This window comes from Flagellimonas profundi (assembly GCF_017313275.1).
GTDB lineage: Bacteria > Bacteroidota > Bacteroidia > Flavobacteriales > Flavobacteriaceae > Flagellimonas > Flagellimonas profundi.
On record NZ_JAFLNM010000004.1, the window covers coordinates 19,810 to 43,298 of the forward strand.

The window sequence follows — 23,489 nt, forward strand, 5'->3', positions numbered from 1 at the left end:
ACTCAAATAAGTTGTAAAATGAAAAACATCTTACTGTATTGATCCAGAGTAAGGATCAAAGTTTTCTGGGAGATACTCGGAAGTATCAAAACCCAAATCCATTTCTTCTTCCTCCATATAGTTGATGGAAGTAATCGCTATCACATCGGTGTAAGGATCAAAACCTTCTGGCAACAAATACTTGCTGTTGATTCCCAATTCCAGTTCAAATTCTTCCTCTACATATGAAATCGATTTTAAATCCACATAAGCCTCATAAGGAGAGAAATCTTCTGGCAAGTAATCTTTGGTATCAAAACCGAGGTCCATGTCCTCCTCCTCCATATAATTGATGGAATGCACATCCACCACCTCTGTGTAGGGGTCAAAATTTTCCGGCAAATACTCTTTGGTATCAAAACCTAATGCTGGTTCAACTTTGTTTTCGAGGTATATGATGGAATTCAAATCAAAATAGCTTTCGTAAGGATTAAAGTCCTCGGGAAGGTAATCAGTGGTGTCAAAACCTAAATCCAAATCAGGTTCTTCCTCTAAATACACTATTTCGTTCAAATTCAATTCATACAATGCATAATCCGTCATCTCTGAAGTTGAATCGTTTAACTCAGCACTGATGTTCAATGTGGTTAAACTGTTCTCTAAACTACCGGGTGTCTCGGATTGAACCTCGACAACCTTGGTATTTTGTTGGTCGTTTGCTATGGCGGTACTACTTAATAATACACTTCCATAAATTAATAATAACTTGTTCATTTTTTGATTGAATTTTATGATTGATGTTATGCCTATAAGACTACTCAAAACCCAAAACGTTACAGTCTTTAGGATTTTTTTACGAAATTTAAATACCCCCTGAGCCCAGCCATACAGGGCGATTCGCTCCAAACCATCAGTAAAACGCAGGACTCCCAAAGGTTGGGGCATTCCGTTAAAAAAATGACTGTTAATATATATTTAACAGTTAATTTTCTCGATTTTTAGGTTCTTTGAATCTTCTTACTTATTCAAACGGACTTAAAAAATGATTAAAAATTTACTACCTCGACTATTAGTAGTCTTTATTCTATTGGGAACCGTCCAAAATTTGGACGCCCAACTTTTCAAAAAGAAAAAGAAACAAACCGAACAAAAAAAGGACGACAAGTCCAAACCTGGTGATATAAAGCCTTACGATAAGGTAATCACCAAAGACGCAAAAACCGACGAAGGACTTTTTAGCGTCCATACCGTGGATGACAAACATTATTACGAAATTCCCGACTCCCTGTTCAACCGTGAAATGCTCATGGTAAGCCGAATCTCCAAAACTGCCACAGGAATTGGTTTTGGTGGCGGAAAAATAAACACCCAAGTGCTGCGCTGGGAGAAAAAGGACAAAAAGGTACTGGTTCGCGTAGCTTCCTACGAAAACGTGGCTGCCGATTCATTGCCAGTTCACGAAGCCGTGGTAAACTCCAACTTTGAACCCGTACTTTATTCTTTTGACATCAAGGCCATCAATAAAAAAGATTCTTTGAATCCAGCTACGGTGATAGAAATTGACCCCTTGTTCTCCAAAGATGTAAAAGCCCTTGGATTTCCGGACCGATACAGAAAAAGGTACAAGATTACGCGACTGGATGGAGATCGAAGCTATATCGAATCCATTAAAAGTTACCCTCTTAATATTGAGGCCCGTCACGTAAAAACATACTTTTCCAACGAACCACCCAGCAATTCAAGCCTAGGTTCCATTTCATTGGAAATCAACAACTCCATGATCTTGTTACCTAAAGAACCGATGAAACGACGTTATTTCGACGAACGTGTAGGTTGGTTCGCTAGAGGACAGGTAGATTACGGTCTTGATGCCCAAGAAAGCAAAACGGTCACCTATTTGGACCGTTGGAGACTCGAGGTGAAAGACGAGGATATCGAAAAATATAAGGCCGGTGAATTGGTCGAACCAAAGAAACCAATTGTTTATTATGTAGACCGAGCTACTCCAAAAGAGTGGGTGCCTTTCATAAAACAAGGCATAGAAGATTGGCAAGTTGCCTTTGAAGCGGCTGGATTTAAGAACGCCATTATCGCCAAGGACCCTCCTTCCCCGGAAGAAGACCCTGAGTGGTCCCCGGAAGATGTGAGGTATTCCGTGGTGCGTTATTTGGCCTCTCCTATTCCAAACGCCAATGGTCCGCATGTGAGCGACCCAAGAAGTGGTGAGATTTTGGAATCTGATATCAACTGGTATCACAATGTAATGAGCTTGCTGCGCGGTTGGTATTTTGTGCAGACAGCGGCCATTAATCCGGCTGCGCAGAAAACAGAATTCGAAGAAAAAGTCATGGGACGTTTGATACGCTTTGTATCCTCCCACGAAGTAGGCCACACCCTTGGATTGCCCCACAATATGGGAAGCAGCGTTGCCTACCCTGTTGATTCCTTACGTTCGGCCAGCTTTACCAAAAAGTATGGAACCGCTCCTTCCATTATGGACTATGCCCGTTTCAACTACGTGGCCCAACCAGGTGACGAAGGCGTAGCATTAATGCCAAACATTGGCGTTTACGATAAATATGCCATAAAATGGGGATACAAACCCATTTTGGACAAAACGGCCAAAGAAGAAAAACCTATCCTGAACAGTTGGATTTTGGAGCACGCTGGAGACCCCATGTACCGTTTTGGCCACCAGCAAGTTGGCGACATCCATGATCCAAGTTCCCAAACCGAGGATTTAGGGGATGATGCCATAAAAGCTAGCTTGTATGGTATCGAAAACTTAAAGCGTATTGTTCCCAAGTTAATGGAATGGACCACCGAAGACGGTGAAAACTATGATGACCTGGAAACTATGTACGGACATGTAGTCGCACAATTCCGCAGATATATGGGCCACGTATCCAACAACATTGGCGGGGTATACGAATATCACAAAACAGCCGACCAAGAGGGAGCCGTTTATACCCATGTAAGCAAGGAACACCAAAAAAATGCGATGGACTTTATGCAGGAACAGCTCTTTGAAACCCCTGAATGGTTGATTGACCAAAACATTTTCAATAAAATCGAATACTCTGGTTCGGTAGAGCGTATCCGTGCTACCCAAGAACGTTATTTGAACACTATGTTGCAATTGGGCAAATTGGCTCGAATTATTGAAAACGAGACCTTGAACGGTGATGAAGCCTATGGATTGGTAGAAATGATGCGCGACCTCCGCAGGGGAATATGGTCCGAGACACGAAGTGGCAGAACCATAGACACCTACCGCAGAAACCTTCAAAAGGCGCATATCGACCGTTTGGAGTATTTAATGACGGCGGACAGCCAAAGTAAGCAACCAGATTTTGGAGGATATAGAAAATCCACTCCTATCAATACAAGCCAATCCGATATTCGTTCGGTTGCACGTGCTGAGCTCAATAACTTAAAAAGAGATATCAGAGGTGGTCTTGCCAGGATTTCGGACACAATGAGCCGTTACCATTTACAGGACGCTTTGGAACGTATAGATCTTATTTTGGAGCCTGCTAAATAGGCGACTTTTTATACAATGTACAAATTGCAAAGGTGTAACCGATTCGTTTATCGGTTACACCTTGTTTTTTTAAACATACACATCTATTCAAGGTCGTTTCACAACATATCGCTGAAAATCCCGTTAGGTTTGATTACCTTAGTAACCCCAAATCTCAACATCATGACCTACAAGACAAAAAGCCTTATTTATTTTATTTGTTTCGTGGCAGCTTCCACACTTTACTACGTTGTGGACAAGCACGATGAATTCCAAAATCAAGTCAGTTCAGAAACTTACGTCGAAACAAACTTCCAAGATGCCGACGATTATACTGATGATACCAAGGAAGATTTGGAAAAAGAACTCAAGTAATTTCCCTAAAACACATTTGTACTGTTAAATGCTTCATAAACTATGTTGCAATGATTAAACCTTTGGACACCGTATCTGTCCAAGGAATAAATCATTAAAGTTTAGACATATGAAACGATTAACAGTAGTATTGGTTATGCTCATGAGCATTGGCATGGCCGCGCAAAGAAATGATGGCCCCAGAATGCGTAAAGGTCCGAAAATGGACATGACCGCGGAGCAAATGGCCACATTGCAGACAAAACACATGACCTTGGCACTGGATTTGACCAAGGCACAACAGGATAAGGTGTATGAGATCAGTTTGGAAAATGCCCAATTTAGAAAAGCCAAATGGGATGAGATAAAAGCTTTAAAAGAGAGCGGCGATTGGAAAAGGCCATCTTCTGAGGAGCGATTTGAAATGGAAAATGCCCGATTGGACCGTCAAATTGCGATGCAGGGAAAAATGAAAAAAGTACTGGATGAAAAACAATACGAAACTTGGCAAAAAATGCAGAAAAGCAGAAAAGCCAAACACGGCAAAAAGAGAATGGAGGAGAGAGGGAGAAGACGATAGTGTTTTTTGTTGATTTTAAGAAGCCGCGCCTGCCATGGTCGCGGTTTCTTTTTTTATCGCTTTTATTATCGATATTTTGATATATCGGTTTTTTTATCGATATTTGATATAATCGTCAAATTAAACGATAAATAAACAAATGATAGCCGTACTTACAGGAGACATCAAAAACTCCAAAGATCATGAAGCCCACATATGGTTGCCCGTTTTAAAAGCGGCATTGGAGCATTATGGTTCCGAACCATCGGACTGGGAGATTTATAGGGGAGACAGCTTTCAGCTGCAAACCGCTCCCGAAAAAGCCTTGGAAGCCGCCATCTTTATAAAGGCCAGTATCAAACAAATACGACACTTGGATGTACGGATAGCTATCGGTCTCGGCGAAAAAAACCATACCGCGGCCAAAATCACGGAGTCCAACGGAGAAGCTTTTGTAAATTCCGGCGAATGTTTCGACCAGTTAAAAAAACAGACCTTGGCCCTAAAATCCAACGCTGCCACTTTTAATGAAACCCTAAATACCATGTTGTCCTTGGCCGCATTGAGCATGGACAATTGGCTGCCCGCTACCGCTACCGTGGTGAAAACCACCATGGAACACCCCGAGGCCAACCAAAAAGAACTGGCAACTCTGCTGGGCAAATCCCAAAGCACCATAAGCGAAGCATTGATCAGGGCCGGATTTGATGAAGTCCAAAAAATGATTCAATTTTACAGAACACAACTCGCCCAATTATGATGCTTTTAGCCCTAAAACTGATACTTGCCCATTTTATAGGGGATTTTGTACTACAACCGGCACATTGGGTAGCGGACAAACTCAAAAACAAGGGCAGGTCCAAATACCTCTACTTTCATATTGGGGTGCACGCATTGGCACTTTTGGTCCTACTGCAATTTCAATATTTGGGCGCCGTTGCGGTTATTATCGTGACCCATTACCTCATAGACCTCGGAAAATTATCCCTGACCAATCCTAAAAACTACCGATGGCTCTTTGTGGTGGACCAAGTACTTCATTTGTTGGTATTGGGCGGCATGCTGTATTGGATATCCCCTTTTACATTGGATTTTAAAGCAATTTTCACGGAGAATACGTTACTGTTAATTACTTTTTTGGTCTTTGTCACCTACGTATCCGGTATTATTATGCGCATGTTGTTGGCACCGTATATTGATGAAGTGGCCAAAAGCGACGAACCTGGAGAGGGTGGTTCCCTTAAAAATGCCGGTACCTACATTGGCATGCTGGAACGCCTCTTTGTGTTTGGGTTTATTTTAATGCAGCAGTGGGCCGCCATTGGATTGCTGATCGCTGCAAAATCCGTGTTCCGGTTCGGGGACCTCAATAAGGGCAAAAACCGAAAACTCACCGAGTATGTGCTTATTGGTACACTATTGAGTTTTGGCCTGGCGATACTTTCGGGAATGCTTTATTTGTATCTGGAAGACCTGCCTACCACCTAAACAAAGAAACCGTCCCAAAGGGACGGCTCTTTCCGAATAAAAAATCTACTTTATTAAAACACTTTGTATGTATGGCATTGGAGCATCATAACATCTGTATAAAGGTACTTAAAAATTTTTATTTAGAATTATTTTAAATTATTTAAATTTGTAGTCAGATGCATCTAGGAAAAGTGTCAAGGCAATCTTTTTTATCTCTTTGCATTCTATTGAGTTAGTTTAAGTGGAAAGCGGGGCCATGTCCCGCTTTTTTTGTATGTTTTTACGACACAAAAAAATTGGATAGCGTTAATCGCAACCATCAAAAAAGTGTTAGTTTACGGTAAATACAGTTTTAAATGAAGGAAGACATGGGAGTAATAGCAACGAACAACAGAGAAATAAACCTATACTACAACGCCGAGACTAATAAAGGCATGCAGACCTTGGCCTATTTGCAATCTTCCAAGAATAAGGTATTGGACGTGGATTTGTCCAAGACCAAGGTAACGGGTACCCAATGGACCGAACTTGCCAAACGTTTGGGCAAGTCCATTAAGGAATTGATCAATACGGAACATCCTGATTTTATAAACGACTACGGAAAAAACCACAACCTCCAAAGCGACGAAGATTGGCTTAAAGTGTTGGAAAACAATCCCAAAGTAGTGACCCAACCTATTTTGGTACAGGGAGACAAAGCCGTACAAATTGATACCCCTTCGGAAGTAATGGTATTTTTGGAAGAAGAGGACCAAAGCTAAGTCCTTTCCTTCCTCCTTCACCATTAGACTTTCACCCTTCACCTATAACCCATCACCCTTATCCCTTCACCTTTCAACCATGCACCCTTAACCTTTTACATATACACTATTGTAAATTGCAATACCAAAACCGACTTTAAAAAACCTTCGCCACCGCCTCTATGGTCTTGTCCAAATCGGCATAGCTGAGGGCATCGTTTAAAAAGTAGCTTTCAAAAGCAGAGGGTGGTAAGTACACGCCATTTTCCAACATCCCGTGGAAGTATTTTTTAAAGGTATCGTTGTTGCCCTTGGCGGAGCTGGCAAAATCCACAACAGGCTCGTCCGTAAAGTGTACGGAGATCATACTGCCATAACGGTTGATCTGGTGGGTCACGCCTTTTTTAGTCAGTACCATAGCAATGCCCTTGTGCAAATACTCCGTTTTCTCGGCCAAACTGGTAAAAATTTCAGGCTGGTTGTTCAAGGCGGTCAGCATGGCCAGTCCGGCACCCATCGCCAAAGGGTTTCCGCTCAAAGTTCCTGCTTGGTACACGGGTCCTTCGGGCGCCAAATGTGCCATAATCTCGGCCCGGGCCGCAAACGCCCCAACGGGCAGTCCACCACCGATCACTTTCCCGAACATTACAATATCGGCATCAATGCCCAAGGCTTCTTGCGCCCCCCCTTTTCCCAAACGAAAGCCTGTCATCACCTCATCAAACAACAACAAAATGCCTTCTTGAGTACAGAGTTCGCGCAATCCTTTTATAAATTCCTCTTTGGGGATAATACAACCCATGTTCCCTGCCACGGGTTCCAAAATAATAGCGGCAATTTCACCTTTATTGGCTTCCACCAAGGCTTTTACGCCTTCCAAATCGTTGTAATCGGCCAATAGCGTATCCTTGGCCGTACCCTGTGTTACCCCAGGGCTGTTGGGGCTACCAAACGTAACGGCACCGCTTCCCGCTTGTATCAAAAAAGAATCGGAGTGGCCGTGGTAGCAACCGGCAAATTTGATGATCTTCTCCTTGCCCGTGTACCCACGCGCGAGTCGCACTGCACTCATACATGCTTCGGTTCCGCTGTTCACAAAACGGATTTTGTCAATGTTCGGCACCATGGACACCGCCAGTTTGGCGATTTCTGTCTCAATTTCGGTGGGCGTTCCAAAGGAAGTTCCTTTTTTGGCTTTATCCACCACCGCATCAATCACCGGTTGGTAGGCATGACCCAAAATTAGCGGACCCCACGAAGCAATGTAATCAATGAGTTGGTTGCCATCCTCATCGTACAGATAGGCGCCTTTGGCCTCCTTGATAAAAATAGGGTCGCCCCCTACGGCTTTAAACGCTCGTACAGGTGAATTTACTCCTCCAGGAATGTATTTTTTGGCCTCTGCGAACAAGGCACTGCTTCGTTGGTAGATCATATATGTTCTGTATCATTCCCGTGAATGACGGGAATCTATTTTAGTATTTTGTCCAATACCCTTCGACTCCGCTCAGGGCACAATTAATCATGTCAGTTCGAGCACAGTCTAGCAAGAATCCATTTTAACCTAGTGGATTCCGCATCAGGTGCGGAATGACATTCTTCCTGCAAAGGTAATGAGGATCATTCGTTTTGGGAAATGGTTCTTATGGTTAAGAAGATGCTTCGCTCCGCTCAGCATGACAGGCGATTGTCAGTTCGAGCACAGTCTAGCAAGAATCCACTTTTACCCAGTGGATTCCGCATCGGGTGCGGAATGACATTCTTCTGGCAAAGGCAATGAGGATCCTTCGTTTTGGGAAATGGTTCTTATGGTTAAGAAGATGCTTCGCTCCGCTCAGCATGACAGGTGATTGTCAGTTCGAGCGCAGTCGAGCATGAATCCATTTTTATCCAATGGATTCCGCATCAGGTGCGGAATGACATTCTTCCCGCAAAGGTAATGAGGATCCTTCGTTTTGGGAAATGGTTCTTATGGTTAAGAAGATGCTTCGCTCCGCTCAGCATGACAAATAAACTACGAAAGTATTAGCTACCATTGACCATCAAACAAAAAACCTACTAACGAACAATCCAACCATCGAACCATCTATGAATCCAATTTCGAAACCCCAAGGTTTACTGCGCCCTTCGGATATTGAGCGTTTGTCCTATGGAAATAATGTTGTCGTTCAAATTATTGAGGCGGCGAAGTTCCTCCACAGAAATATCATATCGTTTGGAAATCCCATACAGGGTATCCCCTTTTTGCACTTCGTGGGTAAACACCTCGTAGTTTTTGGGTTCCCGCACTGTTGCCAATCCACTATGAACCACTTCTTCATCATATTTATCCAAATCGTAGCGTTCAATAAGCGCAATCAACTTTTGCGGATACTTGCGGTCCGTGGCATACCCTGCCTGACGTAAGCCGTGGGCCCATTTTTTATAATCGTTCCGTTTGTAGTTGAACAAAAACGCATAGCGCGACCGTGTGGAAAGGAAAACACTATGATCTCGGAAAGAATACATCGGGTGGTTGTACTTACGGAAACATTCTCCCTTCGCATCATCATCATGAAAATCGAACTCGCCCTGCCAACCCGTATGGCACTTAATACCAAAATGGTTGTTGGTCTTTAAGGTGAGTTCCCCTCGGCCAGAGCCACTTTCCAAAATACCCTGCGCCAAGGTAATACTGGCAGGAATACCATAGGCACGCATTTCGTACTGGGCAATTTCGGCAAAAGTTTCAATATAGTCTTGGGTATCGGAAATAGGAAAACGTTCAAAACGCCCAGTATCCTCCGGCATAGGGTACAAACCATCGTCTTCTTTGGTATCCTCCCTACTATTGGTGTTGGTGTTTTCCGAATTACTGATTACGGGAGCTCCCTTTCTATGGGTAGTTCGTCTTTTTTTGGCACCGCAGCTAGTAAGCAAAAGTGCTGCTATCAATATATATCCTATTCGCCTGATCATACGTTCAATAACGGTAAATTCTTCTTTTTCAGTACAAGGTTCATTCCTTTTATGCCTTGCAATCCTCCTGTATGTATTGCCAAGATTTGGGTTCCTGGTTCAAAAAAATCCTGTTTTATAAGGTCAAAAATACCAAAAAGCATCTTACCCGTATAAATGGGGTCCAATGCGATGCCTGTTTCACTTTTGAAGAGGTTGATAAATGCAATCAATTGCTGGTCCACCTTCGCATAACCTCCAAAATGATAATCGGTTACGAGTTGCCAACGCTTGTTTTGGCTAAAGGTACGAATCTCCTCGATTAAAAAATCACCCTTGAGTGCCGGGAACCCCAAAACGGTTTGATGGGGCTGGGCAGCATTGATCAACCCTGCCACGGTGCCACCTGTGCCCACGGCACTGCAGATGTAATCAAATGTTCCATCTTCTTCGGTCAATATTTCGGAACAACCTTTTACTGCCAAGGCATTGGTTCCCCCTTCGGGCAAAACATAAACATCGCCAAACGCTTCCTGTAATTTTTGAATGAACGATGGCTCGTTTTTGAGCCGATAATCGCTACGGGACACAAAATGGAACCGCATACCGTGTTCGTGAGCCAATGTTAGGGTCGGATTGTCCTGCCATTTGTCCGCCAACTCTTCACCACGAATCACACCGATCGTTTTTATGCCCCCCTCATGCCCTGCAAAGGCTGTAGCCGCAATATGGTTGGAAAAAGCACCGCCAAAAGTGAGCAAGGTATCTTTGCCCTGTTTTTTGGCTTCGAGCAGGTTGTATTTGAGTTTTCGGTATTTGTTCCCGGAAATAAACGGATGGATGGTATCTTCCCTTTTCAGGTAAAGACGAACCTTCTTTTCTCGAAAAAGAGGCATATCAATATGCTGATTGGGTTTCTTCAACACAAGAAATTAACGGGTCAAGTACTGCAAAAAACCAAAGGTTCTGCGTTTGGTAAGATACTGCATATCCTTTTCGTTGGCATAGGCCTCACGTTCAAAACTAATATTTTGATAAGCGCGATAACTGTTCAAATAGAGTACGGTTCTGATCAACCATTCTACCAAATAGATAATGTAAAAAGGCAGGATCAATAGTTCTCTCTGCTGCTTTAAATGGATACGCTCATGATTGATGAGCACCTCATCCGCCTTTAAGGAGTCTTCCTTTAGAATAATGAAAGGCCACAATGAGAGCCCCACATAATTTTTATAAAAGAAATGTTTAAAGACTAGTATCACCTGTTTGCTATCATTAGGTTTCCTAACAAATATAACTGCAAAAACCGCTCAAAATTGGATAGTTAGCAGAAATCAATCAACATTTTCGGTGAACAACGTTCTTTTGAAAAGGTTAAAACCTTCGTCCTTTTCCCATGAAAACAGTAAATTTATCTAGTAAAAATGGTTGCTATACATGAAAGAGCGCATTCCCTTGGAAGAGGGGGATTATTACTTATCGGAACAAGGGTATAAGGTATTTACCGAAAAATACCATTTAAAACGTGGTTATTGTTGCGAGAGCGGTTGCCGCCATTGTCCCTATGGATACAATGCCAAAACCAACACGCAAAATTAGGGATTCGGCATAATATTTGTGGGTTAGTTAAAGATATCTCAAGAATTTAAAAATAACGCTATGAAAACATTACAACGCTTTGCACTCCTTGCCTTCTCCTTTGGTTTGTTGGCTTCCTGTTCCTCTGTTCGAGTGGTTTCGGATTACGACCGACAAGCTGACTTTAACAACTATAAAAGCTATGCTTTTTACAAAACAGGTATAGACAAGGCCCAAATATCGGATTTGGACAAGAAAAGAATTTTAAGGGCCATTGAGGCCGAACTGGGTTCCCGCGGATTCGTAAAATCCGACAATCCCGATGTATTGATCAGCATTTTTACCAAAGAACGCGAACGCGTGGATGTATACAACAACTACGGCTGGGGCTGGGGCGGTTTTTATAGCCCATGGGCCTGGGGTCCCGGTTGGGGCTGGGGCTGGGGCGGCAACAATGTGAGTACCCGCACCGAAGGCTCCTTATATATCGACGTAATAGATGCGAACAAGAAAGAGTTGGTATGGCAAGGTCGTGGCGTAGGAACGTTGAACAACACCAAAAACATTGAAAAAAAGGAACAGCGCATCAAAGAATTTGTTTCGCAGATCCTAGAAGAGTACCCGCCGCAAATGGCAGTGGCCTCTAACTAAAATATAGACCGCCCCGTTGGGCGGTTTTTTATTTCCCTTAACTTTCCTTAAGAGAATTTCCGTTCCCTATTTCGTATCTTTAAGTCGCGCAAAAAACGACGTATGAGCTACGAATCCAATCCTATACTGGACAAACTACCGAAGCACCTTAAACAATTCATAAAACCACAGAATTATGAAGAGTATACCGCCATTGACCAAGCGGTTTGGCGCTATGTAATGCGAAAAAATGTGGATTACCTCAGCAAGGTGGCCCATAAATCGTATGTGGACGGCTTAAAAAAGACAGGGATTTCCATTGACCATATTCCCAATATGTATGGAATGAACCGTATCCTGAAAGAAATCGGATGGGCGGCCGTTGCGGTGGACGGTTTTATTCCGCCCTCTGCTTTTATGGAGTTCCAGGCCTACAACGTATTGGTAATTGCTTCGGATATTCGTCAGCTTGAAAATATTGAATATACGCCTGCCCCAGATATTATTCACGAAGGGGCCGGACACGCACCCATTATCGCCAATCCAGAATATGCAGAGTACCTGCGCAGATTCGGGGAAATTGGCTGCAAGGCCATTTCCAGCGCGAAGGATTATGAACTGTATAACGCGGTGCGCCACCTTTCCATTATAAAAGAAGCCAACGGCACGCCCCAAAGTGAGATCGATGAGGCCGAAAAATACATTGAGCACCTACAAGAAAATATGGGCGAGCCCAGTGAGATGGCCCTTATTCGAAACCTGCATTGGTGGACTGTGGAATACGGTTTGATCGGCACTGTGGACAATCCTAAAATTTATGGTGCAGGACTGCTTTCGTCCATTGGGGAAAGTACGTGGTGCATGACGGACAAAGTGAAAAAGATTCCGTACTCCATTGAAGCGGCCCACACGGAGTTTGACATCACCAAACCGCAACCACAGCTATTTGTGACCCCCGATTTTGCATTTTTGAGTCAGGTGTTGGAGGATTTTGCCAATACCATGGCCGTGCGGACAGGAGGGTTGTCCGGAATCAAAAAATTGATAGGTTCCAAAGCATTGGGAACCATTGAGCTGAGCACGGGGCTACAAATCTCGGGGGAATTCAGCAATGTCTTGGAAAATGATGGTAAACCCATTTACATCCAAACTACCGGCGGAACAGCATTGGCCTATCGCGAAAAAGAGTTGGTAGGACATAGTATTGCCCACCATGCAGATGGTTTTGGTTCCCCTATCGGAAAGTTGAAGGGCATCAACATTGCCATTGAGGATATGGGACCCCGTGATCTTAAGGCCTACAAAATTTATGAAGGTGAACAAATTGCCATGGAGTTTGAGGGGGGTGTAAAAGTTGAAGGAACCATCATTACAGGAACCCGAAACTTAATGGGAAAAATTATCTTGATCACATTTGAAGATTGCACCGTTACCCACAACGATAAAGTGCTATTTCAACCTGAATGGGGCTTATACCACATGGCAGTTGGCCAAAACATCGTATCGGCTTATAACGGCCCTGCCGATTTGAACAGTTTCGACCTGATCACCCATCAGATCACGGAAAGCACCATCAAATCCAAAAAAGATGAAAAACGATTGGAACTGGAGCGATTCTATGAGCAGATAAGACATTATAGAGAAGGAAAAAACACCACGGTTTCCCGAAATAAAGTATTCCAGGCCCTAAAAAAAGACCACCCAAAGGACTGGTTATTGCCCATAGAATTGTACGAACTTGCCAAGCAGGACAACAATCTGGAATTTCAGCAAGAGATTTTGGATCACTTGGAACATATTAAACGGGACAATCCAAAAGTTGGGCATTTAATTGATGACGGCCTACAATTGGTAGACACTGCTTTGGTAAGCTAAAACCCCAGTTTTTCAATATTCTCCGAAGTGTGCTCCAATTGGGGTACCGTAGCTTTTGTAATAGGGTAAAAGGAAATGTTGAGCTTTTCACCATTTCTTTTTAGGCCCAACTCAACTTCATGGTCGATACTGCCCTGCCATATGCTTCGGGAAAACACTTCATCCCCTGCTCGCACACCTGCTTCCCATGCTTTGCTTCCTTCGGTTACGCTTTCGATGCCTTTTCGGTCCTCTGTAAACTCGAATCCAAGCTCGTAAACATCACTTTCTGGGCTGTATTCCAATTCCAGTTCATCAAACAATGCAACTAAATCCACTTTTTGACCTTCTTCGATATATTTTCGGAAAACAGTTTCAAAATCTCCGTCCCAAAATACATCCATCACCCCCATAAAATAATCATGGGTCAGTTTTTGATCCTTGGTGGTCGCATCCGCATAAACTTGATGCATCACATCGTCCAAACTTTGTTTGCCTTCACTCATTTGTTGGATACTCTGATCAAGGTAAAAGGCAAAGATCGCCCCTCTCCAATAAGGCAGTTTGGAATACTCGTAGTTCGTCCAAAAATTTTCGTAATTGATTTCAGAATTGGGGGCCTCTCCTACCGATGAGGCATACAAATCTCGAATGGTTCGGTTGAATTCATCAATAAAAAAAGTGGCGTCCAAACCATTGATCCTGTTCCTTGCAATGTTCTTATAGGTATAATATTCGGTAAACCCTTCACTGAACCAATATTGTTCTTCTTCGTTATCGTTCTCGATGGTATGGCCGATCCAATTGTGCATCAACTCGTGATTGAAGAGATACACCATTTGGCCAATATCCGTCTGATCGTTATTGGAAACAGAGGTCGCAAAAGAGTTGGTCAATCCCGTTCCTTGGAAACTACTGCCGTTTTCTTGTGGAAAAGGTTGCATGGTCACTGTAAAATATTCTTGCGAATGGTCGTTCCAGAAATCACGTTGATAGGCCAATGTTTCTTCCAGCACCTTAAAGACTTCTTCATCTTTAAACGGAATCCATTCACCACGCGTAGCCAAACTGATTTGGTTCCCCTGAATCTCACTATTGAAGACCCTGAAATCACCTCCGACAAAAATCGCACTTCCGAACAAATCCATATTTTGGTCGTTCAACATTTGAACTTTTTCCTTGCTCCCAAAACTGTTGTGAATGGTATATTCCGTTGGAAACGAAGACCAATCCAGTAGAATATCCTGATGATCTCCCACATTTTCGGGCACCATGAACATATTGTGGGAAAACACATGGAAATAGTCCTGGTTGATGATGGGACGGTAAATTTTATCCGTAGATATATCCCCTTCGAAATCCTGCTTCAAAAAATATTCAAACACCAATTCTTTGATATCCTTCGGATGCATTAAAACTATGCGTCCGCTATCCGCATCTTTTTCAACAGCGCCTTCAACATTCAACAGCTCCATTTTTCCCAGGGAATTATAAAGTCCTTCCTGTCCCCATGCATCATCCGGAAATGACAATTCCGTTGTGCCATCTGGACTGGCCTCAAGTGTCATTTTAATCTTAAGTTGTGGAATACTATCGATCACTACGGGCGATATTTCATAGCTGATATCAGATTCGGATTGTTTCTGACAGGAAAATAAAAAAGTGGCTAAAAGGGCGGTTAGTAGTACTCTTTTAAACATGGTTTTGATTGATTGATGTATCTAATAGACGCATCAGATCAAGAAATGTGACAGCTCAATCGATAAAAGTTCTTAACTGCTCGGTATTTTTCACAGGAATGTTGTCGTATACCAACGACCAGCCCATGGTATTGGTCAGTACCAAAATTCGGGAAAGTTCGCTCACCAAGCGATTCTCCGCATTGGTACGCAGAGCGGAAGCCTCAATTTTCCCCATCAAAGATGCGTTTACATTTCGCTTTATCGTATTATAATCATCTGCATTGAAGGGATTCAAATAGTCTGCCGTAACATCGTAGTACTCAAAATCGGGGCTGATTTTTAGTTCCGGCTCTGGAATCCGGGTAATCCTGAGCAATCTTTGCTCTTCGTCCATTTCGTATTTTATTTTGGACATATCGTAGGCAATGGATACATCGGCATTGACCACTACCAAAGCCTTTTTATGCGCTGTGACCAAGGGACCGAACAGCTCCTTGGAATCCTTGTAGTTGTACACCTCGGCAAAATGCCCTTCGGTGACCACCAATTTGGAAACATTCTGCAACTCCTGCTGAATCAGCATCGAATTTTCTTCTAAAATTGATTTTTGATCACGCTCATCGGTGCACGATTTATAGATCAAAACCGACGCCAATGCTATTAGTGCTCCAAATAATACTTTCTTCATTTAACCGAATTTCATGAAAGGATACCTTTCTTGAAGATACGTAATTTTATTCCTGAGCGATGTTTTGAACTTTTGATGGGCTTCGGAATCTGGGTTAAAGGGTCGGTGCAGCAGTCCTTTTTGAACAGCATCCACCTCCTCCATTACGGAGAAGGCATTTTCAGAAATCCAAACAGACCTAAAACGCTCCCAAATATAATCTACCGCCAATTGGTTCGGATGAACCATATCCTTTCCATAAAAACGGTAATCCCGTAGCTCGTCCATCATAATTTCATAGGATGGAAAGTAGGGCACATTGTGCCCATTTATTATTTGATGCAGAGCGGTAATTAACTGCGCCTTGCTCCGTTGATTTTCTATAAAACCATCTTTTAAATGGCGAACGGGCGAAATGGTGAAGATGATTTGTGCTTTTGGATTTACTTTTTGAATCAATTTCACCATTTGGTCAAGACTGGCTTCAATTTCTGTAACGCTCAATAGCCTTTTCGTGAATTGCTTCTGTGGAACCTTATGGCAATTGGCCACCATTCTGCCTGATGTATTATGCCCATATACCCAAGCTGTTCCCAAGGTGATGACAATATGGGATGAAGTCTCCAATCCAACTTTGGCACCCTTCAATCGTTGATTGAGCAGGTGCAACATTGCTTCGGGATTATCTGAACGCAAATCGGAATGCGCATCAAAACAGCGCCAAATCCCATCCTGTTCAAAAATCTCTTCTTGCTGATATGTTTTTTCCTCAATGGCTCGTTGAACCAAATTCTCAATGGCCACGGGATGAAACAATATCCCAAAGGGATTCTGTAAGTTTTGGAACTTAAAATAATCCAGCTTAGCTCCAATATTTTCAACAAAACAAGACCCTAACAGCACCAGCTTACTTTGATAATCGATGGGATTATCGCTGGGCGTTAAAGGTATCCTTGTTTGTAGTTCCATTAAGAAAGGTATTCCTTCACTTTGTCGAGTGCTTCGGGAATTCCAGCAGGGTTTTTGCCCCCGGCGGTCGCGAAGAAGGGTTGCCCACCGCCACCACCTTGGATGTACTTCCCAAGTTCGCGGACAATGGTGCCTGCATTCAGGTCTTTTTCTGCCACCAAATCCTTGGAAATGTAGCAGGACAATATGGCTTTTCCATCATTTTCAGAAGCAAGCAATAGGAATAGCTTGTCCACTTGACCACCCATTTCAAAGGCCAAATCTTTAATGCCTCCAGCATCCAAATCCACTTTTTTAGCCAAGAAATGTATTCCGTTTACTTCTTCCAGTTCGGCGATCAACTCATTTTTGAGTCCTTTGGCCTTATCCTTCAACAGTTGCTCCACCTGTTTTTTAAGGGCCAGGTTTTCTTCTTGCAAACTGGCAACGGATTTTACAGGGTCTTGAGAATTCTTCAACATGTCCTTGATCTCGAAGAGCATGCGGTTATTGTTGAAGTAAAATTCTTTAACGGCATCCGACGTAATGGCCTCAATTCTTCTGATTCCAGCAGCAACCGCCCCTTCAGAAACAATTTTAAAATGCCAGATATCGGCCGTGTTCTTCACGTGGGTCCCACCACAAAGCTCAATGGATTGTCCAAAACGGATGGTTCGCACCGTATCGCCATATTTTTCTCCAAAAAGTGCCATTGCACCTTGTTCCATAGCTTCTTTCATCGGAACATTACGGCTTTCTTCCAAAGGAAGGTGTCCATCAATACGGGCATTCACAAAGTTTTCAACCTCTCGGAGTTCTTCAGTGGTCAATTTTGAAAAATGAGAGAAATCGAATCGCAAATATTTGGAATGCACCGCGGATCCTTTTTGTTCCACGTGGGTTCCCAAAACTTCACGCAATGCCTGATGCAATAAGTGCGTAGCGGTATGATTACAGGCCGTTCTCCAACGTTGTTTTTTGTCCACCACCGCTTTAAAGGTTCCCGAAACTTCCTTGGGCAAGGATTTTGCAAAATGTACAATCTCGTTGTTCTCCCTTTTGGTATCCACGATATAGGTTACATCACCATTGGATGCTTCCAAATAACCCTTATCCCCAACCTGACCACCGCCTTCGGCGTAGAACGGGGTAAGATTGAACACCATTTGGTACTGGTCCCCTTCTTTTTTGCTGGTGACTTTACGGTATTTTACCAGTTTCACATCGGCTTCCAAACTATCGTAACCGATAAACTCCTGCTCAGTATCGGTCTTCAGAATATTCCAATCGTCCTTGGACACTTCCGATGCTGCTCGGGAACGGTCTTTTTGCGCCTTCAATGCTTTTTCGAATCCTTCCTTGTCCAATTGATAGCCTTTCTCTTCCAAAATCAACGCGGTCAAATCTATCGGAAATCCAAAGGTATCGTAGAGTTCAAAAGCCTTATCCCCTGCAATGGTTTTATCCTTTGATGATTTTATCACGGAATCCAACAACACCAACCCTTGTTCCAAGGTGCTCAAGAAGGAACTTTCCTCTTCTTTGATCACATTTTCTATCAACTGGTATTGCTCCTTCAATTCCGGAAAGGCTTTGCCCATTTGTTCGCTCAAAACTCTTACCAATCTGTAAATAAACGGTTTGTTGGTATCCAAAAAGGTAAATCCGTAGCGAATGGCACGGCGTAAAATCCTTCGAATCACATAACCGGCACCGGTGTTGCTCGGCAATTGCCCATCGGCAATCGAAAAGGCTACAGCTCGCACGTGATCGGATATGACACGGATGGCAATATCGGTTTCTTCGTCCTTTCCGTATTTTTTTCCGGTAATAATTTCCACTTCACGAATCAAAGGGGTAAAAACATCGGTGTCGTAATTGGATTGTTTGCCTTGCAGCACCATGCACAAACGCTCAAAACCCATTCCCGTATCAATATGCTTTTCCGGAAGTGGCTCCAAGCTACCGTTGGCCCTGCGGTTGAACTGCATAAAAACCAAGTTCCATATTTCCACTACCTGCGGATGGTCTTGGTTCACTAGGGAAGCACCATCAACTTTCGCTTTTTCCTCTTTGGAACGAATATCCACATGAATTTCGGAGCAGGGTCCACAAGGGCCTTGATCACCCATTTCCCAAAAGTTGTCCTTTTTGTTTCCCTTGATAATTCTATTTTCGGGCACAATCGCCTTCCATAAATCGTATGCTTCTTGATCCAGTGGCAATCCATCATCTTCGCTTCCTTCAAAAACAGAAACGTATAGACTATCCTTATCAATCTTGTATACCTCTGTGAGCAATTCCCATGCCCATGCAATGGCTTCTTTTTTAAAATAATCCCCAATACTCCAGTTCCCCAACATCTCGAACATGGTATGGTGATAGGTATCTTTCCCTACCTCCTCGAGGTCGTTGTGCTTACCGCTGACCCTCAAACATTTTTGGGAATCGGTAAGGCGTTTGCTCTTAGGAACCGAATTTCCCAAAAAGTACTCCTTGAACTGGTTCATTCCTGCATTGGTGAACATCAAGGTAGGGTCGTCCTTCATCACCATGGGTGCCGATGGTACAATCTTGTGGTTCTTTTCTTTGAAAAAGTTTAAAAACTGGTTTCTAACTTCTTGGGATGTCATTGAATTCCTAGGGTTTTCTTAAATTTAACAGTTTAAGCAAAACAATTTTTATATTTGTTTGTTCTGTTTAAAATCAGTGAGCAAAAATAGGATAAAATCCATTCATGTCTAAAGTAAAGTACTATTACGATCCCGATACACTTTCGTACAGAAAGATCGAGCCAAAAAAATCCAAGCGATATAGGAATATTTTCCTGTTCTTGTTGGGCTCTGCGCTGTTCGGTTTCCTTGGACTGATCATCCTTTTGAACACCCGATGGGTAAATACCCCAAAAGAGCTTTCCTTGGAACGTGAAGTTCGTAATTACGAGCTCCAATACGATATCCTTAGCCGAAAAATGGACCAAATGGAACAGGTTTTGGCAAACATTGAGGAAAGGGACAACAATATTTACAGATTATATTTTGAAGCCAACCCCATACCCGAGGAGCAGCGAAGAGCTGGTTTTGGAGGGGTAAACCGCTACAAGGACCTTGAAGGCTTCAACAATTCCGAGATAATAATCGATGCTACCAAACGCTTGGATATCATTCAAAAAGAAATGGTCATCCAATCCAAATCTTTGGATGAAATCGCCAAATTAGCTGAAGAGAAAGAAAAGCTATTGGCTTCCATTCCTGCTATTCAGCCGGTAAGCAACGAAAACCTTACACGGATGGCCTCCGGTTATGGATGGCGTTCCGACCCGTTTACCAAGGCCCGTAAAATGCATTGGGGGATGGATTTTACCGCTCCAAGGGGAACCCCTATATATGCTTCCGGTGATGGAAAGGTGGTACGTGCCGATAATAGATCGTCCGGTTACGGAAAACACGTTCGTATAGATCATGGGTATGGTTACATCTCCTTGTACGGACACATGAGCAAATACAATGTTACCGTAGGCCAAAAAGTGAAAAGAGGTGACCTCATCGGCTTTGTTGGCAGCACGGGACGTTCCCAAGCCCCACATGTACACTACGAAGTGTTCAAGGACGGGGAACGCATCAACCCGATAAACTTCTACTACGGAAGTTTGTCTGCTGAAGAATTCGAGAATATGCTCAGGTTGGCAAACCAAGAGAACCAATCACTGGATTAATGCACGTAGATCTACCCGAAAAACGATATTATGGCATTGGTGAAGTGGCCAAGGCCTTTGGAGTAAACACCTCCCTGATTCGTTTTTGGGAAAAAGAGTTTGATGTGCTCCAGCCCAAAAAAAATGCCAAAGGAAATCGTAAATTCACGCCACAGGACATCCAAAATCTTCAATTGATCTACCACTTGGTCAAGGAACGTGGATTTACTTTGGAAGGAGCCAAAATCCATCTGAAAGAGGAGAAACAAAAGGCACTATCCAATTTTGAGGTGATTCAAAAACTGCAAAAGGTAAAAGCAGAGCTCCTGAAAATAAAAGAACAACTATAACACTTTAACCAATACAAAATGAAAAAAGGTATCATAGCCATTATTGTCCTTGGAATATTGGGGGTAATCATCGTGGGCTGGTATGTAAGAACCAATAACAACCTCATCAACATGAAGGGACAGGCGACCAAACAATGGGCCAATGTGGAGAGTTCTTACCAACGTAGAAGCGATTTGATCGGAAACCTGGTGAAAACGGTCCAGGGCGCGGCAGATTTTGAACGTGAGACCCTTTCGGACGTTATCGAAGCAAGGGCCAAAGCTACATCCACCAATATTGATGCAAACAATATTACGCCAGAACAACTGGCAGAGTTTCAACAGGCGCAATCAGGGCTATCATCTGCTTTGTCCAGATTATTGGTTACTGTGGAGCGTTATCCCGACCTTAAGGCAAGCCAAAACTTTTTGGAGCTTCAATCGCAATTGGAAGGCACGGAGAACAGGATCAATGTGGAACGTAACCGTTTTAACGATTTAGCGGGTGAATACAATATTAAGATTCAACAGATTCCTACAAACATAGTCGCCAGCATTGGAAATTTTGACCCTATGGCACTCTTTGCGTCAGATGCAGGTTCGGAAAATGCCCCCGATGTGAACTTCGAATTCAACTAAATTATGTCGCACGTAGAAGAGTTTTTGACCGCAGAGGAAGAAAGTGAGATTGTAAATGCCATTGTTGAGGCCGAAAACCATACTTCGGGCGAAATACGGGTGCACATTGAGGCAACTTCAAAAATAGACCACTTTAGTAGGGCACAACAGCTATTCCACTTCCTGAAAATGGATAACACCAAAGAAGGAAACGGTGTGTTACTATACGTAGCCGTGGACGATAGAAAATTTGTGATTTATGGGGGTGAAGGTATTGATAGGGCCGTTCCCAAAGCATTTTGGGACACCACCAAGGATGTAATCGCCTCCCACTTTAAAAAAGGAAATTTTAAACAAGGTATTGTTGAAGGTATTCTAATAGCGGGCAAGGAACTACAAACCCATTTCCCATGGGACCACGATGACACCAATGAACTGAACGATGCTATATCCAAAGGGTAGTTTTTTACTGTTTTTTTTATGTGTTTCCCTAGCTTGGGGGCAGTTCACCATACCCGAAAAGCCGCAAAAAGAAACGAGTGTTTACGATTATGTGAACTTGTTGCCCCCTTCACAGAGCAATGCACTGGAGCAAAAGCTCGTGCGTTACTCCGATAGTACATCTACCCAAATAGTAATTGCCATTATAAGCTCTACCGAAGGTGAGGAAATCAATTTCTTGGGAGCACAGTGGGGACAAAAGTGGGGTATTGGACAAGCGGATAAGGATAATGGTGTGCTTATACTCTTGGCCCGTGACGACCGTAGAATTGCCATCAACACAGGCTATGGTGTGGAAGGCAGGCTTACCGATTTAATGTCGAGACGCATTATAGAAACCGTTATTATCCCCGAATTTAAAAAGGGCGATTATTACGGCGGTCTGGACAAAGGTTCCGATGCCATTTTTAAAGTTTTAACTGGTGAATTTACCGAGGACCGCTCCTTTGGTAGCGGCAAAAAAATCCCGATAGACGCCCTCTTTCCCATCATTATTTTTATTGTGATCATTATTATCCTGTGGAGTCGAAAAAACAAGGGTGGCGGTGGTCGCGGTGGCCGTAGAGGTCGGGGTCTCGATATTTGGGACATGATCATATTGAGCAACATGGGCCGTAGTTCGGGGTCTTCCGGTGGTTTTGGCAGCGGAGGCTTTGGCGGCGGCGGTGGTTTCGGTGGAGGCTTCGGAGGTGGAGGCTTTGGAGGTGGAGGTGCCTCTGGCGGATGGTAAATCCATGCGAAAGCAACCAAAACATCTTGTCATCATCTTCTCGGTAAAGCTGTTATGTCAAAAAAAATCTTTCTTCTACTGGTTACGGTGCTGGCCTTCTCATGCAATGCTGATGATGATGATTCAATAGATTTAGATTGTTCAGCCGTTCTTTGTGCTGCAGCGGACAATATGCTTTATCTTAAGTTTTTGAATCCAGAAAACGATGAGGACTTATTGGCCAATGGAAGTATCGACACCTCCCTAATTGAAATAGTGAATGAAAAAAGTGCTGATGTGACTTTTACGGTTGAAGAATATCCTGATATGGGCATGTTTTTGATCATTCCCGTTTCAACGGAATCGTTTGGTCAAAAAAGTTTCATAATGGATTTTGGCGAAGGAGATTCGTTCACTGTCAGTTTTAAAACAAGTCTCGTCGAAGATGGAGAATGTTGCGGCCCATATACCACTGTAGAGGGTTTTGACCTAGACAACTATTCCTATGAATTGGTGGAACCTTCGCTTCTGCCCGTTTTCAGTACTGTCCATATTCAAAATCTTGATTAAAACCTCATAAGCCGAGGCCCACCTCTTATACTTGAATCTCCCTTACCACCGAAGGAATCAAACTTTATGGTTAAACTTCGCATAAAGTATCTTTTAAGAACGGTTACTTGTAAATCCTGCACAAAAATAATCGATGGAAAGGAAAAA

The 23,489-nt window shown here is 43.1% G+C and carries 24 protein-coding genes; 15 read left to right on the plus strand and 9 right to left on the minus strand.

The features are described from left to right. Positions 1–30: 30 nt before the first annotated feature. On the minus strand, positions 31–753 hold the full coding sequence (locus tag J0654_RS15380; RefSeq protein WP_207030010.1) for a hypothetical protein: 723 nt from the start codon (positions 751–753) through the stop codon (positions 31–33). Between the two features lie 268 nt (positions 754–1,021). Between J0654_RS15380 and J0654_RS15385 the strand changes: the two genes are divergently transcribed. From J0654_RS15385 to J0654_RS15410, 6 genes are all read left to right on the plus strand, one after another. Then, positions 1,022–3,523 (plus strand): zinc-dependent metalloprotease, encoded by a 2,502-nt coding sequence (locus tag J0654_RS15385; RefSeq protein WP_207030011.1) that lies wholly within the window; start codon positions 1,022–1,024, stop codon positions 3,521–3,523. Between the two features lie 162 nt (positions 3,524–3,685). Then, positions 3,686–3,877: a hypothetical protein gene (locus J0654_RS15390; protein WP_207030012.1), complete on the plus strand. Its 192-nt coding sequence runs from the start codon at positions 3,686–3,688 to the stop codon at positions 3,875–3,877. A 109-nt stretch (positions 3,878–3,986) separates the two neighbouring features. After that, positions 3,987–4,436 (plus strand): hypothetical protein, encoded by a 450-nt coding sequence (locus J0654_RS15395; protein WP_207030013.1) that lies wholly within the window; start codon positions 3,987–3,989, stop codon positions 4,434–4,436. Between the two features lie 139 nt (positions 4,437–4,575). Continuing rightward, a complete protein-coding gene (locus J0654_RS15400) occupies positions 4,576–5,175 on the plus strand; it encodes a transcriptional regulator (RefSeq protein WP_207030014.1) in 600 nt (199 codons plus the stop codon). Further along, the gene (locus J0654_RS15405) at positions 5,172–5,903 is read left to right on the plus strand and encodes a DUF3307 domain-containing protein (protein ID WP_207030015.1); all 732 of its coding nucleotides are present in this window, start codon (positions 5,172–5,174) and stop codon (positions 5,901–5,903) included. Before J0654_RS15400 ends, J0654_RS15405 begins: the two co-directional genes overlap by 4 nt. A 338-nt stretch (positions 5,904–6,241) precedes the next feature. Continuing rightward, a complete protein-coding gene (locus J0654_RS15410) occupies positions 6,242–6,646 on the plus strand; it encodes an arsenate reductase family protein (RefSeq protein WP_237686026.1) in 405 nt (134 codons plus the stop codon). A 136-nt stretch (positions 6,647–6,782) separates the two neighbouring features. On the opposite strand, the gene hemL is transcribed toward J0654_RS15410, so the two are convergent. The 4 genes from hemL to J0654_RS15430 form a co-directional block, all read right to left on the minus strand. Then, on the minus strand, positions 6,783–8,060 hold the full coding sequence (gene hemL, locus J0654_RS15415; protein ID WP_207030016.1) for a glutamate-1-semialdehyde 2,1-aminomutase: 1,278 nt from the start codon (positions 8,058–8,060) through the stop codon (positions 6,783–6,785). A gap of 680 nt (positions 8,061–8,740) precedes the next feature. Then, positions 8,741–9,583: a glucosaminidase domain-containing protein gene (locus J0654_RS15420; protein ID WP_207030017.1), complete on the minus strand. Its 843-nt coding sequence runs from the start codon at positions 9,581–9,583 to the stop codon at positions 8,741–8,743. Continuing rightward, the gene (locus J0654_RS15425; RefSeq protein WP_207030227.1) at positions 9,580–10,458 is read right to left on the minus strand and encodes a 1-aminocyclopropane-1-carboxylate deaminase/D-cysteine desulfhydrase; all 879 of its coding nucleotides are present in this window, start codon (positions 10,456–10,458) and stop codon (positions 9,580–9,582) included. Before J0654_RS15425 ends, J0654_RS15420 begins: the two co-directional genes overlap by 4 nt. A 36-nt stretch (positions 10,459–10,494) precedes the next feature. Further along, positions 10,495–10,824, minus strand: a complete 330-nt coding sequence (locus tag J0654_RS15430; RefSeq protein ID WP_207030018.1) for a hypothetical protein — start codon at positions 10,822–10,824, stop codon at positions 10,495–10,497. 175 nt (positions 10,825–10,999) lie between these two features. On the opposite strand from J0654_RS15430, the gene J0654_RS15435 reads away from it, so the two are divergent. From J0654_RS15435 to J0654_RS15445, 3 genes are all read left to right on the plus strand, one after another. Beyond that, entirely contained in the window at positions 11,000–11,161 is a 162-nt protein-coding gene (locus J0654_RS15435) for a DUF5522 domain-containing protein (protein WP_207030019.1), read from the plus strand. A gap of 60 nt (positions 11,162–11,221) precedes the next feature. Next, positions 11,222–11,791, plus strand: coding sequence for a DUF4136 domain-containing protein (locus J0654_RS15440; RefSeq protein WP_207030020.1), 570 nt, complete (start codon positions 11,222–11,224; stop codon positions 11,789–11,791). A gap of 102 nt (positions 11,792–11,893) precedes the next feature. Continuing rightward, a complete protein-coding gene (locus J0654_RS15445; RefSeq protein WP_207030021.1) occupies positions 11,894–13,645 on the plus strand; it encodes an aromatic amino acid hydroxylase in 1,752 nt (583 codons plus the stop codon). Here the strand turns inward: J0654_RS15445 and J0654_RS15450 are convergent. Genes J0654_RS15450 through alaS form a run of 4 tightly spaced genes read right to left on the minus strand, consistent with a single transcriptional unit; the run spans position 13,642 to position 19,554 of the window. Then, positions 13,642–15,324, minus strand: coding sequence for a M1 family aminopeptidase (locus tag J0654_RS15450; RefSeq protein ID WP_207030022.1), 1,683 nt, complete (start codon positions 15,322–15,324; stop codon positions 13,642–13,644). The two genes, J0654_RS15445 and J0654_RS15450, sit on opposite strands and share 4 nt — an antisense overlap. Before the next feature lie 55 nt (positions 15,325–15,379). After that, the gene (locus J0654_RS15455) at positions 15,380–15,994 is read right to left on the minus strand and encodes a DUF4230 domain-containing protein (RefSeq protein ID WP_207030023.1); all 615 of its coding nucleotides are present in this window, start codon (positions 15,992–15,994) and stop codon (positions 15,380–15,382) included. Continuing rightward, positions 15,995–16,942 (minus strand): GSCFA domain-containing protein, encoded by a 948-nt coding sequence (locus tag J0654_RS15460; RefSeq protein WP_207030024.1) that lies wholly within the window; start codon positions 16,940–16,942, stop codon positions 15,995–15,997. Further along, positions 16,942–19,554, minus strand: a complete 2,613-nt coding sequence (gene alaS / locus J0654_RS15465; protein ID WP_207030025.1) for an alanine--tRNA ligase — start codon at positions 19,552–19,554, stop codon at positions 16,942–16,944. The genes J0654_RS15460 and alaS overlap by 1 nt, the downstream gene beginning before the upstream one ends. Positions 19,555–19,658: 104 nt before the next feature. On the opposite strand from alaS, the gene J0654_RS15470 reads away from it, so the two are divergent. From J0654_RS15470 to J0654_RS15495, 6 genes are read left to right on the plus strand one after another with little or no spacing between them, the layout of a single operon-like run. Next, positions 19,659–20,636: a M23 family metallopeptidase gene (locus J0654_RS15470; protein ID WP_207030026.1), complete on the plus strand. Its 978-nt coding sequence runs from the start codon at positions 19,659–19,661 to the stop codon at positions 20,634–20,636. Then, entirely contained in the window at positions 20,636–20,965 is a 330-nt protein-coding gene (locus J0654_RS15475; protein WP_127137505.1) for a MerR family transcriptional regulator, read from the plus strand. The genes J0654_RS15470 and J0654_RS15475 overlap by 1 nt, the downstream gene beginning before the upstream one ends. 18 nt (positions 20,966–20,983) lie before the next feature. Beyond that, entirely contained in the window at positions 20,984–21,583 is a 600-nt protein-coding gene (locus J0654_RS15480) for a LemA family protein (protein ID WP_207030027.1), read from the plus strand. Positions 21,584–21,586: 3 nt separating this feature from the next. Next, positions 21,587–22,024, plus strand: coding sequence for a TPM domain-containing protein (locus tag J0654_RS15485; RefSeq protein ID WP_207030028.1), 438 nt, complete (start codon positions 21,587–21,589; stop codon positions 22,022–22,024). Continuing rightward, positions 22,005–22,793 (plus strand): TPM domain-containing protein, encoded by a 789-nt coding sequence (locus J0654_RS15490; protein WP_207030029.1) that lies wholly within the window; start codon positions 22,005–22,007, stop codon positions 22,791–22,793. The genes J0654_RS15485 and J0654_RS15490 overlap by 20 nt, the downstream gene beginning before the upstream one ends. 54 nt (positions 22,794–22,847) lie before the next feature. Next, the gene (locus J0654_RS15495) at positions 22,848–23,342 is read left to right on the plus strand and encodes a hypothetical protein (RefSeq protein ID WP_207030030.1); all 495 of its coding nucleotides are present in this window, start codon (positions 22,848–22,850) and stop codon (positions 23,340–23,342) included. Positions 23,343–23,489 lie beyond the last annotated feature (147 nt).